This window comes from Ruegeria sp. CDSA221, from assembly GCF_059611825.1.
Genome location: NZ_JBXWPK010000001.1, coordinates 498915 through 515748, shown reverse-complemented (window position 1 = coordinate 515748; position 16834 = coordinate 498915). Strand labels below are relative to the sequence as shown.

Genomic DNA, 16834 nt, shown 5'->3' with positions numbered 1-16834 from the left:
CTGTTCGCCAGGATCTTTTGCGGAACCTCCATGAAACCCGCATCCAGCGCGCCCGGCGCTATCGACGGCCAATGTTTCATATAGATGAAGGGGAACAGCTCATCCCAGCGCAGGTTGGCCCCTTGGGTGATCGGGCTCAGCCCTTCGGAATCTGGATCATCGCTGAAGGGATCACTGCCATCTCCGGCGTGATTGTGGCTTGGCTGATCTGGGTCATGCCCGTCATGTCCGCCTGAACCGTTTTGCCCGGTGCCAGAGTTCCCGCCATCATCGGCCCCGCCCCCTGCCCCGGAATCAGGCGATGGAATATGGCTTGGCTTGCCAAATTCAGACATGAAACCCTGAAAGCGCCAGACACGACCGGTCTCGGGTTCTTGCAGAGCCAATGCCCCAAGGACCTGCTGAGACAACGGCGTACTCAACCCGCTTTGCCAAGTCAGGGTACCGGTCAACCGCTCACCGGTTTCGAACAGCACATTCAGCGGCGTTCTTTCCTTGTACCTCAGAACAGGGCCGCGCACGGCCTTGCCCGGTGTCTTGGTGAAAAAGAACTGGACGGTCACGAATTCCGGGGGATCGGCACCATGCGGATGGGTTTCGAAATTGGCCACCAACTGGTTACGCAGATCCTCGAACGGCGCATCCATCCAAATGAGTTTGGGGTCCTGGCTGGTCATGCCCGTTAAGCGTCTTCCACCGCCAACACGACCTCAAGCTCGCTGATCGCCTGCAGTGAACCCTTGGTCAGCTTGCTGGATTTCAGGCCACTGATTTCCAGACGCTCGATATCCAGTTGCCAGACATCAGCACCGGTATGGATATTGTCAAAAGGCGCGTGCGGAAAGAATGCCTCGATCTCGGTGTATTCATACAGGTTGTCCTGAATCACGGCCAACATCGCCGCGCGAGCCTCGGCCAACACCTCAACCATATAGTCGCGAATGCGGTCCAGATCCGCGTCGGACACTTCGGCGAAATAAACCGCGGATCGCGTGCCATCTTCGTCGAAACGGGTCACGACTTCGGTCGCCGGGGCGAGCAATATCTCATGCTCGCCCTCGATTGACACAGGCCCCCTGTCTGCCGCTTCTGGGGGAAGGAACTCGATCAGCGCACCGCAACAATCAATCAGAATTTGCTGGCCGGCTTCGGCAATGAAATTATCATCCTCCCAAAGCTCAATCGCGATTTCAGGATCAACCTGAGCGTATGGCAGAGCATAGCGCCCGCCGCCCTGCAGTTTCTGACCTTCGGGGAAAATTTGCCCCCCATTTCCACGCTGGAAAAAGGTCAGGATAGGTCGACGAAACATCAGAAACCGACCAGAGCGGGTATGTACGAGTGCATAAACCTGAAAGGCCATGTGTCTTCTCCTCCGATATGTTAATTCGGGCTGTTGGTAACTTAGTCCAAACCCAATACGCGACGGACGCGGCTCAGCTCGCGGTCATGAACAGTCAGGGCATCCAGAAACAGAGAGACCGCAACCCGGTTATCCGCAGAATAATGCCCGCCCAGTACATGCTCCAGCGCAGCCGGGCAGTGGTCATAGGCACCCGCGATATTGTCGACGCTCAGCGCGCGCATCCCAGTACGCAGAACCTTGTCGCAATAGGCAGCAAAGCTGGCGTTCAGGTCGTTGATCACGATCCGCTCGGTTTTAGGTGAGGTCGACGGCTTGTAGGGCTCGTAAAGTGGCACCCAGCTTTCGGCGCGCCCCAGATGGGTCGAGGTGGGCGGATAGCCATTGGCGGTCATGAACATCGTACAGCCAAAACACGAGGCCAGCTTGGTGGTACAGTCACCAACCGTAATTTCATAAGGCGTGCAATGCGGGCCCAGATGATAGGCCTTGTAGATCGCCTGGATCATACCGTGGGTATAGCCCTTAACGCCTTCGTCCCCGCTTTCATCGACGAAATTCATACCCTGATCAAAGCGCATGATATTGGTGATCTGGTCCGACCGGTTTGTCGCCCCGTGGTCGGGTTCCCCTTCCTTCGGAGCATCCTGCGCCAGATCGCCGCCAATGATGCCCCAACCAACGCAGTCATGGTCATGGGTATCGCGACGAACGCGCGGGTTCCACAGGGCAGAATCCTCGGGCGGCAACCACCGAGGGTACCATCCCTCGAAAATATTGTCGTCATGATCGCCCGCATCCAGATCAGGGATATGGAACCGCGCGCTTGGCATCGGACCGACCGGATCGGTGTCGCCTTCGACATTTCCGTTATCGACAAACCCGGTATAGGCCCCCAGCCCGATATACTGATAAGCGGGGTCGCGATCCCTTTGCTTGATCTCATCATATAGCACCTGCCCCTTGTCACTGAGGTGGTGTTCGGGGTGGCGGATATCGCCCTCGGTCGGAGGCTCATGCCCGGCCAAACCATAAACCCCAACGATCACAGCGCCGGTTTTATGATCGACGGCCGTCCCTGCCCTGACCGAATGACCCTGCATGTCGATTTCCAAAGCGGCCAGCTGTCCGATTTTCTGGGCGGCTTGCTGAAGCTGATCCCATTCGCGGGACCATTTGTCGGGCCTGGGCATCTCGTCAGAAGGTTCCATTGAAAACTGCACATCGACATTGGCGCGGATCTGTTCGATCGAATGACCTACGATGGCGGCGGCAACGATATAGTCCGCCTCAAGCTTGGGATCGGCACCACCGTCGGTCAGAATTCCGGATGTACGTCTGTAAGCCATCAATTCACTCCTCCAAAGTTTCGCCCGCTTTGGGCCTCATGAATATTGAATGTCGTAACCAACAAAATTGATCGGATCGGAATTCGGACCCGGCGTGCCGCCATACATGGCGACGCGCATCGCCTGGACATGGTGCAGATCAAAACTGGCCACACCCGGACCTATTTCCCGGCGGTCGATCCGAAAACCCTGCCGCGTTGTCATATCGGCCGCAAAGTTCAGCCGGTCCGGAGCCCGGAGCACGCATTCTCCCTGCAAAGGCAGGCGGGTTTCGGTCAGGGGAAAGCCGCAGCGCACGACCTGCACCTTGTGCAACCGATGCCCTTTTGGAACCGTGATGGTCAGGTCAATCCCGTCGCCTTTGCGCCGGGGTTCGATCGTTGCCTCGCCACAGACAACTTTGCGATCCACCAGAACATCGGGTGAAATATTGCCCTCGCGGTTGACGAACCTGACCGACAGGGTCAGGTCAATCTGAAAGCTTCGGTACCAGCGATACGGGCATTGCAGAACAACCTGCCAGGTTAACGGCCTAATGTGCTGGTCGTGATCCAAACAGTCCCAGAACAGGCCAACCCTGCGCACATTGGGGTTTAATGATCGGTTCTCAAATACGAGTTGGGTTGTCATCGCGCCACCCTGACGAATCTGTGTTATGAACTCGACGGCGGCGGCGACAGCCTCATGATAAAACCAAGCTGTTGAAACCCCGGCTCCAGGCCGGATTTCAGACGCAACCTCAAGAACTTTCCATCCGGCTCGCCACTGATTTTGACGTGGCCGACCACTGTGAAATCTGTTTTACCCTTATCGCCCTTGGACGGTGACGCCTTGGCGTCTTTGCTGGGCTTGGGTTTGGCGGGTTTGGGAACCTCAACCCAGCCATCACTGACCGCCAGAGCCTGAATTTCGGATGAGACCCCGTCCTTGGAATATGTAAAATCCGTGAAGGTGACGGCCACGTCCTCAAATTTCCCGGCATCGTCCACCTTGTACTGAACCGAGATCTGAAGCCCGTTATAGGGGGGCTTGTTGCGCCCGGTCTTATGGAAATCGCCAGATTGCCAAACCTGTTTGATGGGCTTCAAACTGTCTTTCTTGTCCGCGTCATCCTTGGGTTTCGAATCCGGCTTTTTGGGATTCGCGGGCTTTACCGGCGTCGGGGTATCAGCGGCAGCCTTCTGATCGCTGTCTTCGTCGCCCTTAGACCGTTTGCGTTTTAGGGCGATTGTTGTGTCGGCAGTTTTGGTCATGACACACCTCCTCTTTCCATAGCTCCGTCAAGCGGTGTGCATCCTGCGGCTAGTAATCCGCCGCAGGGCGCGTTTACGCATTGATGTTTGCCAGCTGGAAATCAAAGGGGGTAGAGTTTTTGCCAGGCCCGCCGCCCGACATCACGATATCAGCGCTTTGGATGCCGAACAGATTGATCTCTGTGTTGATCTGACTGATGATCGCCGAGTCCATGACCTGGCCCTCTTCGATCTGCGACACCACGCCGATATAGATGGTCGGGTGGAACTGAAAGACGCCCTTCTGCCCCGGCGCAAGGTTGGTCTTGGCGGCCAGAAGTTTGCCTTCGCGATAGATATTCGCGTTGATCGATCCCATGGTCAGATTGTTGCGCAGCTCGACCTCATTCGGCGACGTTGCCGGGGTTTTGGCCAGGCGCAAGATATCCCCGCTGGTGTCTTTGACCATTTCATAGGCCTGACCGTCATAGGCCGTCATCTGCGGCGTATAGTTCCCATAGCTGTCCGAGGCCGAAACCTGAAACTTCAGCGGGTATTTGAAGGGGTGATAATCCAGACGCCCCAGGTTTTTGATGACTTTCCACGCGATAGCGAGTTCGCCGAAATCTTCGGCCACGTTTTGCTGGAAAATAACGATCGATGAATTATTGGCATCATCCGAGTGATTGACCAATCTGAGTTGAATATTTTCGGTAACCAATTTCAGATTCCTTCCATTAGCGGTTCTTGTCGAGAACGACGAAATCGTGAATCAATGCTAGCTGAGAACTCTGTAATTCGATCTTTGCAGGAATCATCATTTCCTTTGATCTTTGCACTGTTAGACCCCTGCCCGCGGTAACCGGTGCACATTTTGGCCAGCCTCGCGCGCGCAGGAGCATGCTCATCCAGGACGTGTTTTGGGTGAGGCTTAATTCATCGAATTGCGATAGCGCCGATACTCCGACGGCGAGACGTCGAATTCCCGTTTGAACGCGGTCGAAAAGTTATTCGCATCCTCGTAGCCAACCTTGAAGGCGATGTCCTGAATGCTGTGCTGCCCCTCAAGAACCAGGGCCGCTGCATAGTTCAACCTGTAGCGCCGAAACCAAGCCATGGGGCCAACACCGAACTCTTCCTTGAACCGCTTGGACAAGGTGTTCCGGTTTGACCCGACCACTTGCGCCAAGGCGTCAATGCCGCCGGCAAATTCGGGCTCGGTAGAAAGGAAATTACAAGCAGCATTGACCAACGTATCTTTTGAAAAGTACTCGGCAGAGACATCCTGTTTCATCAATGCTTGCGCCGCACTGAATCTGTGCTGGATTTCGCTGGTGACAAATGGATAGGCAATATAGTCGCTGTATCCTTGCGAATATACTTCGGCACGTGCCGTCGACAAACCCAGGTTGATCAGTGCAAAACTGTGCTGGCGCTTATGCGACCCGGCAGGTTTTGGGGCATTGGCCGGCACAAAACGCTTCAGGCACTGACGTACAACGATTGCTTTTTCATGGTAAGAAATGCCTGTGCTTTCTGCATCGTTCGACACGCGGTATCCCATAGACCTTTCAACTATGCTGCGAAATTCGGACAAAAGGCGCGGTGTAAACTCCAAGCAGATCACTCGGTCACGATCATAAGGACTATGCATAAAATTCCCCATCCAAAAAACTTCTGAAAATTTTGTAGGGCGCCACGCAGAGTGCGACCTCTGCTGATCTGAAAAATCAACTTGAGTCGCTGAGCCGCCACCACAACTTTTGATTGAGTACAAAAGGTCTGGGAACTTCTGTTAACTTATTCACATATTGCATTATTAGACCAATCCAATACGGCATTAACCATAAATGAATGGCAAATTGCCAAGGGTTCTCCTTGCCAGCCAGACCAAGCTATGCCTTCTTCTGCCAACGCAATGGGAGACATGGCAGATGAGCGAAGCGGTCAATCTGACACTGGATGAAATACGAAACCTAAGCCTGAACATCCTGTCCGGATCCGGATACGGGCCGGACCATGCAGCGGCCATCGCGGATATGCTGGTCACCTGTCAGATTGATGATTGCCAGTCGCACGGCCTGTTCCGACTGTTCATGTGCAATGACACCATGAAGGCAGGCAAGATTGACGGAAATGTCTCGCCAGCCATTACCCAATCGGATAACGCCATCGTTCGGGTCGATGCTCGCGGAGGTATGTCCCTGCTGGCATTTCATGAGGCACTTCCAATTCTGATCGAAAAAACCCGAACCCATGGTATTGCAGCCATGGCCATCAATCGCTGTTTTCATTTCTCTGCCCTCTGGCCCGAAGTGGAGCGGCTATCTGCTGCCGGCCTTGCGGCGATGGCGATGGTACCAAGCCATTCCTGGGTTGCCCCTGCCGGCGGCACCCGCGGTTCGTTGGGCACCAACCCGCTGGCCTTCAGCTGGCCGCGACAGGGCAAGGATCCCTTCACCTTTGACTTCGCAACAAGCGCCTTTGCCCGTGGCGAAATCGAACTCTATCGCCGCGCAGGCAAGCCCCTGCCCGATGGCGTAGCAATCGATAAGGACGGCAACCCAACCAACGATCCGCAGGCTGCGATGGAGGGTGCGATGTTGACCTTCGGCAGCTACAAGGGTTCGGCCCTGTCCATCATGATCGAACTCTTGGCCGGTCCGTTGATCGACGACCTGACCAGTCTGGAAAGCATGGAGTTTGCCGGCAACTCAGGCGGCGCCCCCTATCATGGTGAAATCCTTCTGGCCTTCGATCCGAGACATTTCAGCGGTGGCCGCATAGACCCGAATGATGCAAGGGCAGAACGCCTGTTCGCTGACATCACCGATCAGGGCGCGCGCCTGCCATCCCAACGCCGGTTTGCCGCCCGGGCCCGCAACATCGAACGCGGATATGTTGAGATTGCCAAAACCCTCTATGACGATCTGCAAGAGTTGGCCCAACAGATTTAGCCCCCTTCCCCTCAGCAAAGCAGCTGGCTAAGAAGTCTCTCCGAACGACTGTCAGGAGGCCCCATTGGACCGCATCGCCCGCACCATCGCCACCGAGATCAACGCCCGACCCGATCAGGTAGGGGCCGCAGTAAAATTGTTGGACGAAGGCGCGACTGTGCCCTTTGTTGCGCGCTACCGCAAAGAAGCGACAGGTGGTTTGGACGATACCCAACTGCGCACCCTGTCAGAACGCCTGACCTATCTGCGCGAATTGGACGCCCGTCGCGCAACCATCCTGAATTCGATCAAGGATCAAGGCAAGCTGACAGTCGATCTTGCAAATTCCATTGCGCTGGCTGACACCAAAGCACAGCTGGAAGACATCTACCTGCCCTACAAACCCAAGCGGCGCACCAAGGCAATGATCGCACGCGAGAACGGGTTGGAACCTCTGGCTGACGCAATTCTTGCAGACCGGTCTGTCGATCCCGATACCCTTGCCCAATCCTACCTATCCGAGGCTGTTCCGACCGGCAAGGATGCCCTGAACGGTGCCCGCGACATTGTCACCGAACGACTAACCGAAAACGCCACCCTGTTAGGCGAACTGCGCAGCTTCATGCAGCGCGAGGCGCTGCTGACCTCGAAGGTGATTGATGGCAAACAACAGGATGGCGCGAAATTCAGCGACTATTTCGACCATTCCGAGCTGTGGGCCAAAACGCCGTCTCATCGGGCTTTGGCGATGCTTCGCGCGTCAAAAGAGGGCATCGTGACATTGGACATCGCGCCGGACCCCGAGACCGGCGCTGCTCGGGCGGAAGCGATCGTCGCATCACATCTGCTAACCCGCACGGATTCAACTGCCGATACTTGGTTACGCAAGGTGGCCGGTTGGACCTGGAGGGTAAAGCTCTCGCTGACGATGATGGTTGACCTGATGGCCGACCTTCGCAGCCGTGCCCAGGACGAGGCGATTTCCGTTTTCTCTCGCAATCTCAAAGACTTACTATTCTCTGCGCCAGCTGGCGCCCGCCCAACCTTGGGGCTGGACCCTGGAATACGAACAGGTGTCAAAGCAGCGGTTGTCGATGCAACTGGCAAAGTGGTTGCAACTGAAACAATTTACCCGTTCCAACCCAAGAATGACCTTCGAGGCGCGCAGGCCACAATCCTGCGCCTGATCGCCCAGCACGGCATTGAGCTTGTTGCAATCGGCAACGGAACAGCCAGCCGCGAAACCGAAAAGCTGGTCGGCGACACGCTCGGAGATTTGCCCAAAACCGTCACTCCTCCCACCAAAGTCGTGGTCTCGGAAGCCGGAGCATCGGTCTATTCCGCATCCGAACTGGCCGCCCGAGAGTTCCCGGACCTGGATGTTTCCCTTAGGGGCGCAGTTTCAATCGCCCGTCGTTTACAGGACCCCTTGGCGGAACTGGTCAAGATCGAACCCAAATCCATCGGGGTCGGGCAATATCAGCACGATGTGGATCAATATAAGCTTTCGCAATCATTGGCATCTGTCATTGAAGACGTTGTGAACGCCGTTGGCGTTGATCTGAATACTGCTTCTGCCCCATTGCTGTCGCATGTGTCCGGGTTGGGCCCGGGGCTGGCAGAATCCATCGTGTTGCACCGCGACATGAATGGTGCCTTTCAATCTCGTTCAGAGTTGCTGAAGGTGGCGCGCCTTGGTCCCCGCGCGTTCGAACAATGCGCAGGCTTTTTGAGAATACGCGATGGGGCCGAGCCCCTTGATGCGTCTTCCGTGCACCCCGAGGCTTATTCCGTGGCCCGACGCGTTGTCGCCGCATGTGGGCGGGATATTCGGCAAATCCTGGGGAATGAAGGCGCCCTGAAAGGCCTGCGCGCCGAACAGTTTGTTAACGACAGTTTTGGCCTGCCCACGGTTCAGGACATATTCTCCGAGCTTGAAAAACCCGGTCGTGATCCCCGGCCACATTTCAAAACTGCCTCGTTCGCTGATGGCGTGGAAGAGATCAGCGATTTGAAACCTGGAATGACCCTGGAGGGCACAGTTACCAATGTTGCGGCATTCGGTGCTTTTGTTGATATCGGTGTTCATCAGGACGGGTTGGTGCATATCAGCCAACTAGCAGATCGGTTTGTCAAAGATCCCCATGATGTCGTCAAAGCGGGCCAGGTAGTTAAGGTACGGGTCGTCGAGGTGGATGCGCCGCGAAAACGCATCGGTCTGACGATGCGCAAGGATGGTGGCATTGAAACTCGGCAAAAGCGCGTTCAAGGCAGCGACCAAACGCGGCAAAGCCATACAAAACAAAAAGAATCACAACGCGCAAAAAACGGCAATAATGCGCAGCAGGGAGCACTTGCAGATGCACTGGAATCTGCGTTCAAAAAACAATAATCTGCTAAAGGGTGTGCACCCCCCTGCCCTTACCGCGATCAGTCGAAAGCGTCTGGCTCTAGCTCTTGCCAGAATTCGAAGATTGCGGTTGCATTCAGCCCCGAGCGCCACGCATGCGCTCGGAAATGCTCGCGGTCTAGGTCGTTGTCTAGACCGGCAAGAAACAGTCTTTTATCTGCGTCCCTCTGTGTCGGGTTTCGCCGCGAAACCAGCTCTTCTACGATCGAGAGTTTCCGCGCCCGCTCCTCCCGCTCGGCTACCCGTTCGGCATAGGCTTTGTCTTCAACCGCCACTTGGGCCTGCCTCGCCTGCGCTTCTTCCAGTGCTTCAGGGCTGGGCTTCGCTGGCTGTTCCGGTTCAGGTGGCTGATAGTCATCGCGCAATGCGGCCGACAGATAACCCAATGTGGATTTCACTCCGCCCTTTTGCCTTACGTAATCAAGTTTCTGCGCAACGTAGTCTTCACCATGTTCGGAAATCCACTGTCGGGCCAAACGATCCGAGACCCCTTGATCACGTAGCTTCGAGTACACCTGCATATTCCGAGCACCGTCGCTGTCATCAATTTCGAACATCGCCTTTTGCGGGTTTCCCTTAATCCGAAAGCGAATATCGGTGACCGTCCGGCCTTTCTTTTGGAACTCGGGTTCGATCAGAATGTCCGAGCTTTTGTTCACCTCGGCAACCGCCGGTTTGATGATCTTGGCGTTGAGATGTTTGAAGCTGGTATAATAGTCGCTGCCATCTACCCCCATGAGCTTTCGGAAAACGTCCAAGGCCCACCAACCTGTCGACCCGATGCGCACAAAGCGATAGCAGTTTTCATACAGTGCCAATCCGTGCCCAGAACTAAAGTTGCGCTGAATCTGAACGTTGATCAGCGCATAGATTTTGGGATCATACAGCTTCTGCGCCAGCGCCGGTGAGTAGGCATATTCACAAACACCATTCTTGAGCTTGGCAAAACTCAGCAGAGAGGAAACCCCCCATTCCTGACGCCCCTGCTCATCCAACATATCCCATTCAGCGACAGTCTCGGCCAGGGCGCGCAGGCTTGCACGCAAGGTATCAAAATCGTTCGAGTTATAGCCGACCATCATCGCCAGAGTTCGTGCATCGATGGTATGGGTCTGTGCAGATGTCAGCGCATCATAGGCATTGAGAAGCAGGACATTCGACAGCTTTCGCTGAAGCAATGTCAACTTACCGCTGATATGAATCGCGGCGACGTTCTTTTTCACCGTTTCCCTTCGCAAGGCTCCGGATAGGTGATCCATGTCTGTTTGTGTTTCCGGCATGATTCTGCCTGACTGCTCTTTTTTGCATTTCTGCCATGAAAGGTACCTATCAATCAACTTCTATTAGGTGCCCAAATACAGGATCTGGCTCATCCCGAAAACGGGTACCCTAAACAGATATACCGAAACTTATCCCCAGACCCATCATCGCGAGCCCGTCATAAGAACGACTCAGACAGGATCGAACGTACTAGAAACGGCTTTGTAAGTGTCTAATAGCGTCGAAGATCCACGTCCCTGCGAATCGGTGCCCTTGTTCCTGTCGAATGGTTCCCTTGGTCCCGTATCTGGGCACCTTTGATCCCGGAATCGGACACCCTAGGAACTGTAAATGGGTCCCTAAAGTGATCTAACTTGTTGTTATAATTACTATATTATAAATCTAAATCTCTTAAAGACTCTATAAATAATAAACTCTTTGTTGGCGTGCTCTCTCATTTTTCTAGAGTTTCGTGGCGAAACCCAGCCTTGCGCGCAAAAACTGTGGAAAACTTCCGATCGCAGGATAGCTTTAGAAGATAATGTTCGCTACATTCCTAAATATACGCCGCTAAGGCGAACATCTTCTGAGGCAACGACAGTGAACAAATCAAACCAACCTCCGCTACCGCCATATTTGAATCTTGATCCCGCAACAGCGGCCGGGAAGTTACCTGATCCTATAGGAACCTCTCGATTCGCAAAAGCAGCGGCATTCTGCGCCAAAGGCCGTGAGGATCTTGCTCGCCGAGGTTATGCTCCTGATGGGGAAAAGCGGCTGCGTAGGTTTTCAATTTGGGAAATAACTAAGTACCTAATTCCGGTTGCACCTGCGCATCTCCGCCGTGTCCTCAAAGCACATCCTGATCTTCCTCAAGGCGAAGGTGAAGCCGGTTCAAAATGGTTCACTTTGGAAGAGGTCCTGACCTTGCGCCAGCATTTTGCGGCTGAAGGCGTCAGCACGAAGGAGTATCTTCCCTACCGGCCTGAAGGGCTTCCGGCTAAGGTTGTTTCCGTTGCAAATTTCAAAGGCGGTGTTGGAAAAACCTCGACCGCCGCCCATCTGGCCATGTCCGCCGCCTTGGACGGATACAAAGTTCTGGTCATCGACCTCGACAGCCAAGGATCCATGACGTCGATCCTTGGCGGGTCCGTCGCAGATGAATGGCAAACTGTGTTCCCCTTGATCGCGAAGGACTATGCTCGGGCGGTGCAGGAGGAAAACCGCGTGCGCAATGCGGCAGGTCAACCTGAAATTCCATTGGATGAGACCTTGCAAGAGGCGCTTAAAACGACCCCTGGCGATGTAATTCAGAACACCCATTGGCCAAATATTGATCTGATAGGTGCGCAGTTGAACCTTTACTGGGCCGAGTTCCAGATCCCAGTGTGGAGGATGGGGCTGAGAAGTTGGCCTTTGTGGGACGGCCTGACCAATTTCCTCGAGGATGAAGGTATCCTCAACGATTATGACATCGTCTTTCTCGATACGCCTCCTGCACTTGGGTACCTTACGATCAATGCACTGGCTGCAGCAGATATCCTTCTGGTTCCGCTTGGAGCTTCGTTTCTGGAGTTTGATTCAACGGGTCGGTTCTTTGACATGCTCTATACGACCTTTGCCAGTATCGAGGATGGTGAAAACACGGCACAACGCGCAGCTGGCTTGCCTGAGCTCAATTTCGAATGGGATGTTGTACGCGCAATCATCACCCGGTTTGATGCCAGTCAGCAAACAGACATGGCGAACGTAATTCAGGCCTATTTCGGGGATTTCATGAATGCCTACCGGCAGGACTATACTGCTTTGGTCGGGCAGGCTGGTGAGCAGGTGAATGGGATCTACGAAGCCGACTACCGTGATTTTAACCGGGATACGTATGTTCGGGGTCGGGAAACGTTTGACCGGACTTACGCAGAATTCAAAGAGGTTCTGATCGGTTGCTGGTGGCGCGACGCTCAGATGGGAGGAGAGGCAGATGGCTAAACGCAGAAGACTGATCGCACCGGACACAACAGAGCTCGAACAGCTTGAAGCGGGTTTCGCCGCGAAACCGTCGATCAGCCCGTTTGAAGCAAGCTCGTCCGCACCTCCAATAGCTCAGGTTGCAGCGGAGGCCGCTACCTTGGGTGGCATGGCGTCCGTGACAGACAGAGTCGCTTTGGCCCAGGACCAAGGTGATGCAGCTCGATGGCGCGATGCACAAACTGCCGGTTTGATTGCGGAAAAAATATCGCTGGATCAGATTGATCCGGATTTCATCCGCCGTGACCGGATGGTTGAAGACGAAGAAGCCATGGCGGAACTGTTGGAATCGCTGCGCGTTCACGGCTTGAGAACGCCAATCGAGGTGAGCCGGGTCGGTGACAGTTTTGGCCTGATCTCGGGCTATCGGCGTCTGGAGGCCTTCAAGCGGCTGTCCCAAAGTGATGCTCGGTTCATCGAGATTCCTGCATTTGTCCGTGAGGCTGGAACAGGGCAGGGCGCTTACGTCTCGATGGTGGAAGAGAATGAGCTGCGCTCGAACCTCAGCCCTTATGAACGCGGGCGCGTCGCGGTTCTGGCGGCAGGGCAGGGGGTTTTTGCTTCAACCGAGGCCGCTGTCGATGTGCTTTTTGCTGCTGCGTCCAAAGCCAAACGGTCCAAGGTCCGTAGCTTTGCTATGGTGCATGAAGCGTTGGGGGATTTGCTGCAGCATCCCGTGTCGTTGTCAGAAAAGGCCGGGCTCAAGCTTGCTTCGGCATTGCGGGACGGGGCACAAACCAGATTGCGCCAGGCATTGGCTGGCGCCGGCCCATTGGATTCCAAATCCGAATGGGGTCTGCTTGAAGCTGCGATCAAGGGCGTGCCGGACGCGGAAAAAGCTAAATCGCGCGGCGGGCGCCCGCAACAGGTGCAACGCTTGACACCGGTTGTCCTTCCCACAGGCGGCACAATTCAGGCCGAGGTGACATCTGGGGAACTCCGCCTCAGGATACGCGGGCGGGAAATTTCAGTTGATGAGGCTCAAAAACTGATCGACAAGATTGGCAACCATCTGGGTTAGTCCTGTGACGAGACCGGGATAGGTCGGTCTCGTCGTCAAAAAAATCAAAGAGCTGACTGGATTGGTTCGCAGAGGCGAATTCTACTACTGTCAAGGTAATGATCAAAATGAGGAATAAATGATCATTATGGATTCAAGATCCCTTGGAGGTGCTCGCTAGAGGAATTTGGGTAAATGCTAATGTCGCTGAGGCAAACGTTTACGCGGTTCTGCCGCAAACTTCGCCCCCACCTGTCAGTTCGAGTGCATTTCTGGTAGCGCGTGCTGGAACATGACAGGAGCAGGCCGTGAAGATCTCATTTAAGGGCGCGCATTTTCCGAAAGACGTCATCTTGCACGCGGTCTTCTTCTACCTGCGCTACGGTGTTTCATACCGGGATCTGGAAGAAATCGTGGCGGAACGTGGCGTTGATCTGGATCATACGACGCTAAACCGTTGGGTCAGTCGATATGCAGGTCCCCTTGCTGAAACAGGGCGGTATAGAAAGCGTCCCGCAGACCGTTCGTGGCGCATGGATGAAACCTATGTGAAAGTAAAAGGCGAATGGGTTTATCTTTACCCAGCGATCGACAAACACGGCAAGACCCTGGATTTCATGTTGTCCGAGCGCCGGAACAAAGCCGCTGCGACGAGGTTCTTCGCCCGCGCTCTCGAGTTGAACGGATTGCCACGCAAGATCGTCATCGACAAAAGTGGTGCCAATACTGCTGGCATCAAGGCGATCAACAAGATGTTGAAAGGCTTTGGTTGTCCGATCCCGATCGATATGGTCAGGCGGAAATACCTCAACAACATCATTGAACAGGATCACCGCTTCATCAAACGAAGGATCAGACCCATGCTGGGCTTCAAATCTTTCGCTTCAGCCGCATCTGTCCTGGCAGGCATAGAACTGGTCAACATGATCCGCAAAGGTCAATTCACACCCAAACTCCGTCCGTTTCAGCAGTTCGCCCAACTGGCGGGGTAAACTGCTAATCAATTCCACTGATGTTCTGCCATCCAAAAAGTTTGCGACAGAACCCCAATTACCTGCTGATTTATGTTTTTTTCAGTCATGCCCGTATCTCCTGGTCGAGTGAAAGAACAAAACCAGACCAAATTTGGGAACTTGCTGATAGAAGAAAATTGATAGATAAAACGATCTATCGCGAATTTTTCTTGGTGGTAAATGCCGTCCAACCAGATAAGTCTAACCTGGCTGCGTAGCTTTGAAGCCGCGGCCCGACATCTGAATTTTACCAGTGCAAGCGTCGAATTGGGGCTGACGCAGGCTGCCGTCAGCCTGCACATCCGATCATTGGAACAGCAGTTGCAGCACAAGTTATTTGTGAGGCGCGCAAGACACCTGTCTCTCACAGAGCTTGGTCAGGCTTATTGTTCAACTGTCCGGCAGGCGCTTGCTGATATCGATATGGCCTCGGCAAACCTTTTCGGGTCGATGGCGACGAAGACAGTTACGATCAAAGCGCCGATATCGACCGCTTCACTTTGGCTTGCGCCCCGTCTTCCGTCGTTCAAGAAAGACCACCCGACGATAAATCTTCGCCTTGTGACAAATATCTGGACAGAGACCACCAATTTAGAAGAGATCGACGTAGAGCTGCGCTTGGGTCGTGGCAACTGGACCGACGCACTCTCCGAGAAACTCTCTGATGAAGCGATCGTCCCGATATGCGCTAAAGGCCGGAAGAACAGTTCAAAGCAAGTGCAGGATCTGCTGTCTGGTCCATTTGTTCACATATTAGGCCATGAAGGCCATTGGGAACGATACTTGAGCGCATATGACTGCACCAAGCCGCAAGACGCCCCGCAATACTTGGTAGACACAACCATTTCTGCGCTGCAACTTGTCGCGAGTGGCGGTGGCTATGCCCTAGTGTTCTCGCGACTGGTTAATACCGAAAATGGGCTCGCCTCGGGCGTTCGATTTGCCGGCAAACCGTTGCCACACCCGGATGCACATTTCCTAATGCAACCTGTTTCCAAAAAAGCTGTACGACCAGAGGTCGAGATCTTTGTGGACTGGTTGCGTAACCAGTATAAAGAAGATGTTTGATCTTGGAATGAAAACAGATTTTGCAGTGAGAGGGGCGGTTTTGTCGACCACGATCTGCAACGGAATGCCTTTGTTGGCCAATGCCTCCGCGAAGAATTGCTTCACGGCCGCGGTATCGCGACTTTCAGGCGGCATAAAATCAAGGGTTTCCCCGTCGCGATCAACCGCACGATACCGATACATCCAATGGCCGCGCACTTTGAGATAGGTTTCGTCCATGCGCCATGAAACTCCACTAGGGTGCTTACGTTTATGCGTCTCAATCTTGACCTACGGTGAGAATTTCACCACCCAATCTGCAGATTGACTCACGCATCATGCCGGTCGGGGTTATTCCAAGCAATCAAGTTGAAAAGTTTGCGGCAGAGCCTGCAGGAGAAATTCCACCTGACTAAATCGATAACGCGGTGCTTCAGGTGCCACTAAGATGCGTTGAAAGATTAACTGCCGGGATTGCGGGTTTCTACCAGCTCGTGAACAGGTGCCATTTGGTCGGGTGACCGATTTCAATGGCCAAAAAGTGCTGCATAGAGTCCGAATGCTCCGACGGTGATGAGGCTGAGTGCCCAAACGACATCAAGATTGAACCATGTCTTTGAGAGGAACCTGAGCCCCAGCCAAAGGTAGATCACAACTGCGATGGTGCCGCCAGCAACTGTCATCGACAACGTGTGTACTGCTGCAACAAGAAACGCAGTCGTCACGTTGCTGCTCATAAGTGTTTGTGCTGCGGCATGACCGGTTTCGTTCGCTCCAATCGCACAGATGCCCAGAAAAATCGGCACCAGCATCAAACCAGCCCCATGCGCCATCGCAGCGAGGAATGACCAGAGCGCCAACCGGGCAGGGTGCACGCGCGCCAGAATTCTCGGATGTCTTCGGTTGATCAGCAGATAGAGGCCCATGGCGATAACCAAAAGCCCGGCGACCACGCGGATTTGAACTTCCCACTGAACAAGGAACATCATCAGTGAGAATGGCAACAAGATGCCAATCATCGCGAGGAAATGCCCCGTGGCCAACATTGCCAGCGCTTTTGGCAGGGCGCTGTGCTTTCGCTCCATCAACGCCGCCGTAACGGCCAACGGCCAACCCATGCCGGGGTTGATACCGTGGTAGAGTCCAGAAAAAATGACAGCCCACCAAAGGGCTGTCATTGTTGTTATGTCGCCCATTTC

The 16834-nt window shown here is 54.3% G+C and carries 16 protein-coding genes; 6 read left to right on the top strand and 10 right to left on the bottom strand.

The annotated features are described in order from the left end of the window. From AC2FJ5_RS02360 to AC2FJ5_RS02330, 7 genes are all read right to left on the bottom strand, one after another. Nucleotides 1-677, bottom strand: a 677-nt coding sequence (locus tag AC2FJ5_RS02360; RefSeq protein WP_496792332.1) for a hypothetical protein, incomplete at its 3' end; no start/stop codon positions are given. Between the two features lie 5 nt (nucleotides 678-682). Next, nucleotides 683-1363: a hypothetical protein gene (locus tag AC2FJ5_RS02355; protein WP_496792330.1), complete on the bottom strand. Its 681-nt coding sequence runs from the start codon at nucleotides 1361-1363 to the stop codon at nucleotides 683-685. 41 nt (nucleotides 1364-1404) lie between these two features. Continuing rightward, complete coding sequence (locus AC2FJ5_RS02350; protein WP_281995014.1) at nucleotides 1405-2712, bottom strand: hypothetical protein; 1308 nt, start codon at nucleotides 2710-2712, stop codon at nucleotides 1405-1407. Nucleotides 2713-2748: 36 nt separating this feature from the next. Beyond that, complete coding sequence (locus tag AC2FJ5_RS02345; protein WP_496792328.1) at nucleotides 2749-3342, bottom strand: hypothetical protein; 594 nt, start codon at nucleotides 3340-3342, stop codon at nucleotides 2749-2751. A 23-nt stretch (nucleotides 3343-3365) separates the two neighbouring features. Then, entirely contained in the window at nucleotides 3366-3965 is a 600-nt protein-coding gene (locus AC2FJ5_RS02340; protein ID WP_496702472.1) for a hypothetical protein, read from the bottom strand. Between the two features lie 73 nt (nucleotides 3966-4038). After that, nucleotides 4039-4665, bottom strand: a complete 627-nt coding sequence (locus AC2FJ5_RS02335; protein ID WP_142640307.1) for a hypothetical protein — start codon at nucleotides 4663-4665, stop codon at nucleotides 4039-4041. A gap of 210 nt (nucleotides 4666-4875) precedes the next feature. After that, on the bottom strand, nucleotides 4876-5508 hold the full coding sequence (locus AC2FJ5_RS02330) for a helix-turn-helix transcriptional regulator (protein ID WP_496792326.1): 633 nt from the start codon (nucleotides 5506-5508) through the stop codon (nucleotides 4876-4878). A 370-nt stretch (nucleotides 5509-5878) separates the two neighbouring features. Here AC2FJ5_RS02330 and AC2FJ5_RS02325 point away from each other — a divergent pair, with 370 nt between their 5' ends. Next, the gene (locus AC2FJ5_RS02325; RefSeq protein WP_496702413.1) at nucleotides 5879-6901 is read left to right on the top strand and encodes an Ldh family oxidoreductase; all 1023 of its coding nucleotides are present in this window, start codon (nucleotides 5879-5881) and stop codon (nucleotides 6899-6901) included. Nucleotides 6902-6965: 64 nt separating this feature from the next. Beyond that, a complete protein-coding gene (locus AC2FJ5_RS02320) occupies nucleotides 6966-9272 on the top strand; it encodes a Tex family protein (RefSeq protein ID WP_496792324.1) in 2307 nt (768 codons plus the stop codon). A gap of 38 nt (nucleotides 9273-9310) precedes the next feature. Here the strand turns inward: AC2FJ5_RS02320 and AC2FJ5_RS02315 are convergent, their stop codons facing one another. Next, on the bottom strand, nucleotides 9311-10570 hold the full coding sequence (locus AC2FJ5_RS02315) for a replication initiation protein (protein ID WP_496792323.1): 1260 nt from the start codon (nucleotides 10568-10570) through the stop codon (nucleotides 9311-9313). A gap of 580 nt (nucleotides 10571-11150) precedes the next feature. Here AC2FJ5_RS02315 and AC2FJ5_RS02310 point away from each other — a divergent pair. From AC2FJ5_RS02310 to AC2FJ5_RS02295, 4 genes are all read left to right on the top strand, one after another. Next, nucleotides 11151-12536: an AAA family ATPase gene (locus AC2FJ5_RS02310; RefSeq protein ID WP_496792321.1), complete on the top strand. Its 1386-nt coding sequence runs from the start codon at nucleotides 11151-11153 to the stop codon at nucleotides 12534-12536. Further along, a complete protein-coding gene (locus AC2FJ5_RS02305) occupies nucleotides 12529-13596 on the top strand; it encodes a ParB/RepB/Spo0J family partition protein (RefSeq protein ID WP_496792318.1) in 1068 nt (355 codons plus the stop codon). Before AC2FJ5_RS02310 ends, AC2FJ5_RS02305 begins: the two co-directional genes overlap by 8 nt. 287 nt (nucleotides 13597-13883) lie before the next feature. After that, nucleotides 13884-14567 carry an IS6 family transposase gene (locus tag AC2FJ5_RS02300; RefSeq protein ID WP_496792316.1) on the top strand — a complete coding sequence of 228 codons (684 nt, stop codon included), beginning with the start codon at nucleotides 13884-13886 and terminating at the stop codon, nucleotides 14565-14567. Between the two features lie 201 nt (nucleotides 14568-14768). Further along, nucleotides 14769-15656 (top strand): LysR family transcriptional regulator, encoded by an 888-nt coding sequence (locus AC2FJ5_RS02295; RefSeq protein ID WP_496677278.1) that lies wholly within the window; start codon nucleotides 14769-14771, stop codon nucleotides 15654-15656. On the opposite strand, the gene AC2FJ5_RS02290 is transcribed toward AC2FJ5_RS02295, so the two are convergent. Both AC2FJ5_RS02290 and AC2FJ5_RS02285 read right to left on the bottom strand, forming a co-directional pair. Beyond that, nucleotides 15567-15875 (bottom strand): DDE-type integrase/transposase/recombinase, encoded by a 309-nt coding sequence (locus AC2FJ5_RS02290; RefSeq protein WP_496792312.1) that lies wholly within the window; start codon nucleotides 15873-15875, stop codon nucleotides 15567-15569. The genes AC2FJ5_RS02295 and AC2FJ5_RS02290 overlap by 90 nt on opposite strands. A gap of 287 nt (nucleotides 15876-16162) precedes the next feature. Next, on the bottom strand, nucleotides 16163-16813 hold the full coding sequence (locus AC2FJ5_RS02285) for a hypothetical protein (RefSeq protein WP_496792310.1): 651 nt from the start codon (nucleotides 16811-16813) through the stop codon (nucleotides 16163-16165). Nucleotides 16814-16834: the final 21 nt, after the last annotated feature.

Coding starts and splice junctions, on each gene's coding strand:
- AC2FJ5_RS02355 (WP_496792330.1), bottom strand. CDS start 1,363: ATGGCCTTTCAGGTTTATGCACTCGTACATACCCGCTCTGGTCGGTTT.
- AC2FJ5_RS02350 (WP_281995014.1), bottom strand. CDS start 2,712: ATGGCTTACAGACGTACATCCGGAATTCTGACCGACGGTGGTGCCGAT.
- AC2FJ5_RS02345 (WP_496792328.1), bottom strand. CDS start 3,342: ATGACAACCCAACTCGTATTTGAGAACCGATCATTAAACCCCAATGTG.
- AC2FJ5_RS02340 (WP_496702472.1), bottom strand. CDS start 3,965: ATGACCAAAACTGCCGACACAACAATCGCCCTAAAACGCAAACGGTCT.
- AC2FJ5_RS02330 (WP_496792326.1), bottom strand. CDS start 5,508: ATGGGATACCGCGTGTCGAACGATGCAGAAAGCACAGGCATTTCTTAC.
- AC2FJ5_RS02325 (WP_496702413.1), top strand. CDS start 5,879: ATGAGCGAAGCGGTCAATCTGACACTGGATGAAATACGAAACCTAAGC.
- AC2FJ5_RS02315 (WP_496792323.1), bottom strand. CDS start 10,570: ATGCCGGAAACACAAACAGACATGGATCACCTATCCGGAGCCTTGCGA.
- AC2FJ5_RS02305 (WP_496792318.1), top strand. CDS start 12,529: ATGGCTAAACGCAGAAGACTGATCGCACCGGACACAACAGAGCTCGAA.
- AC2FJ5_RS02295 (WP_496677278.1), top strand. CDS start 14,769: ATGCCGTCCAACCAGATAAGTCTAACCTGGCTGCGTAGCTTTGAAGCC.
- AC2FJ5_RS02290 (WP_496792312.1), bottom strand. CDS start 15,875: ATGGACGAAACCTATCTCAAAGTGCGCGGCCATTGGATGTATCGGTAT.
- AC2FJ5_RS02285 (WP_496792310.1), bottom strand. CDS start 16,813: ATGACAGCCCTTTGGTGGGCTGTCATTTTTTCTGGACTCTACCACGGT.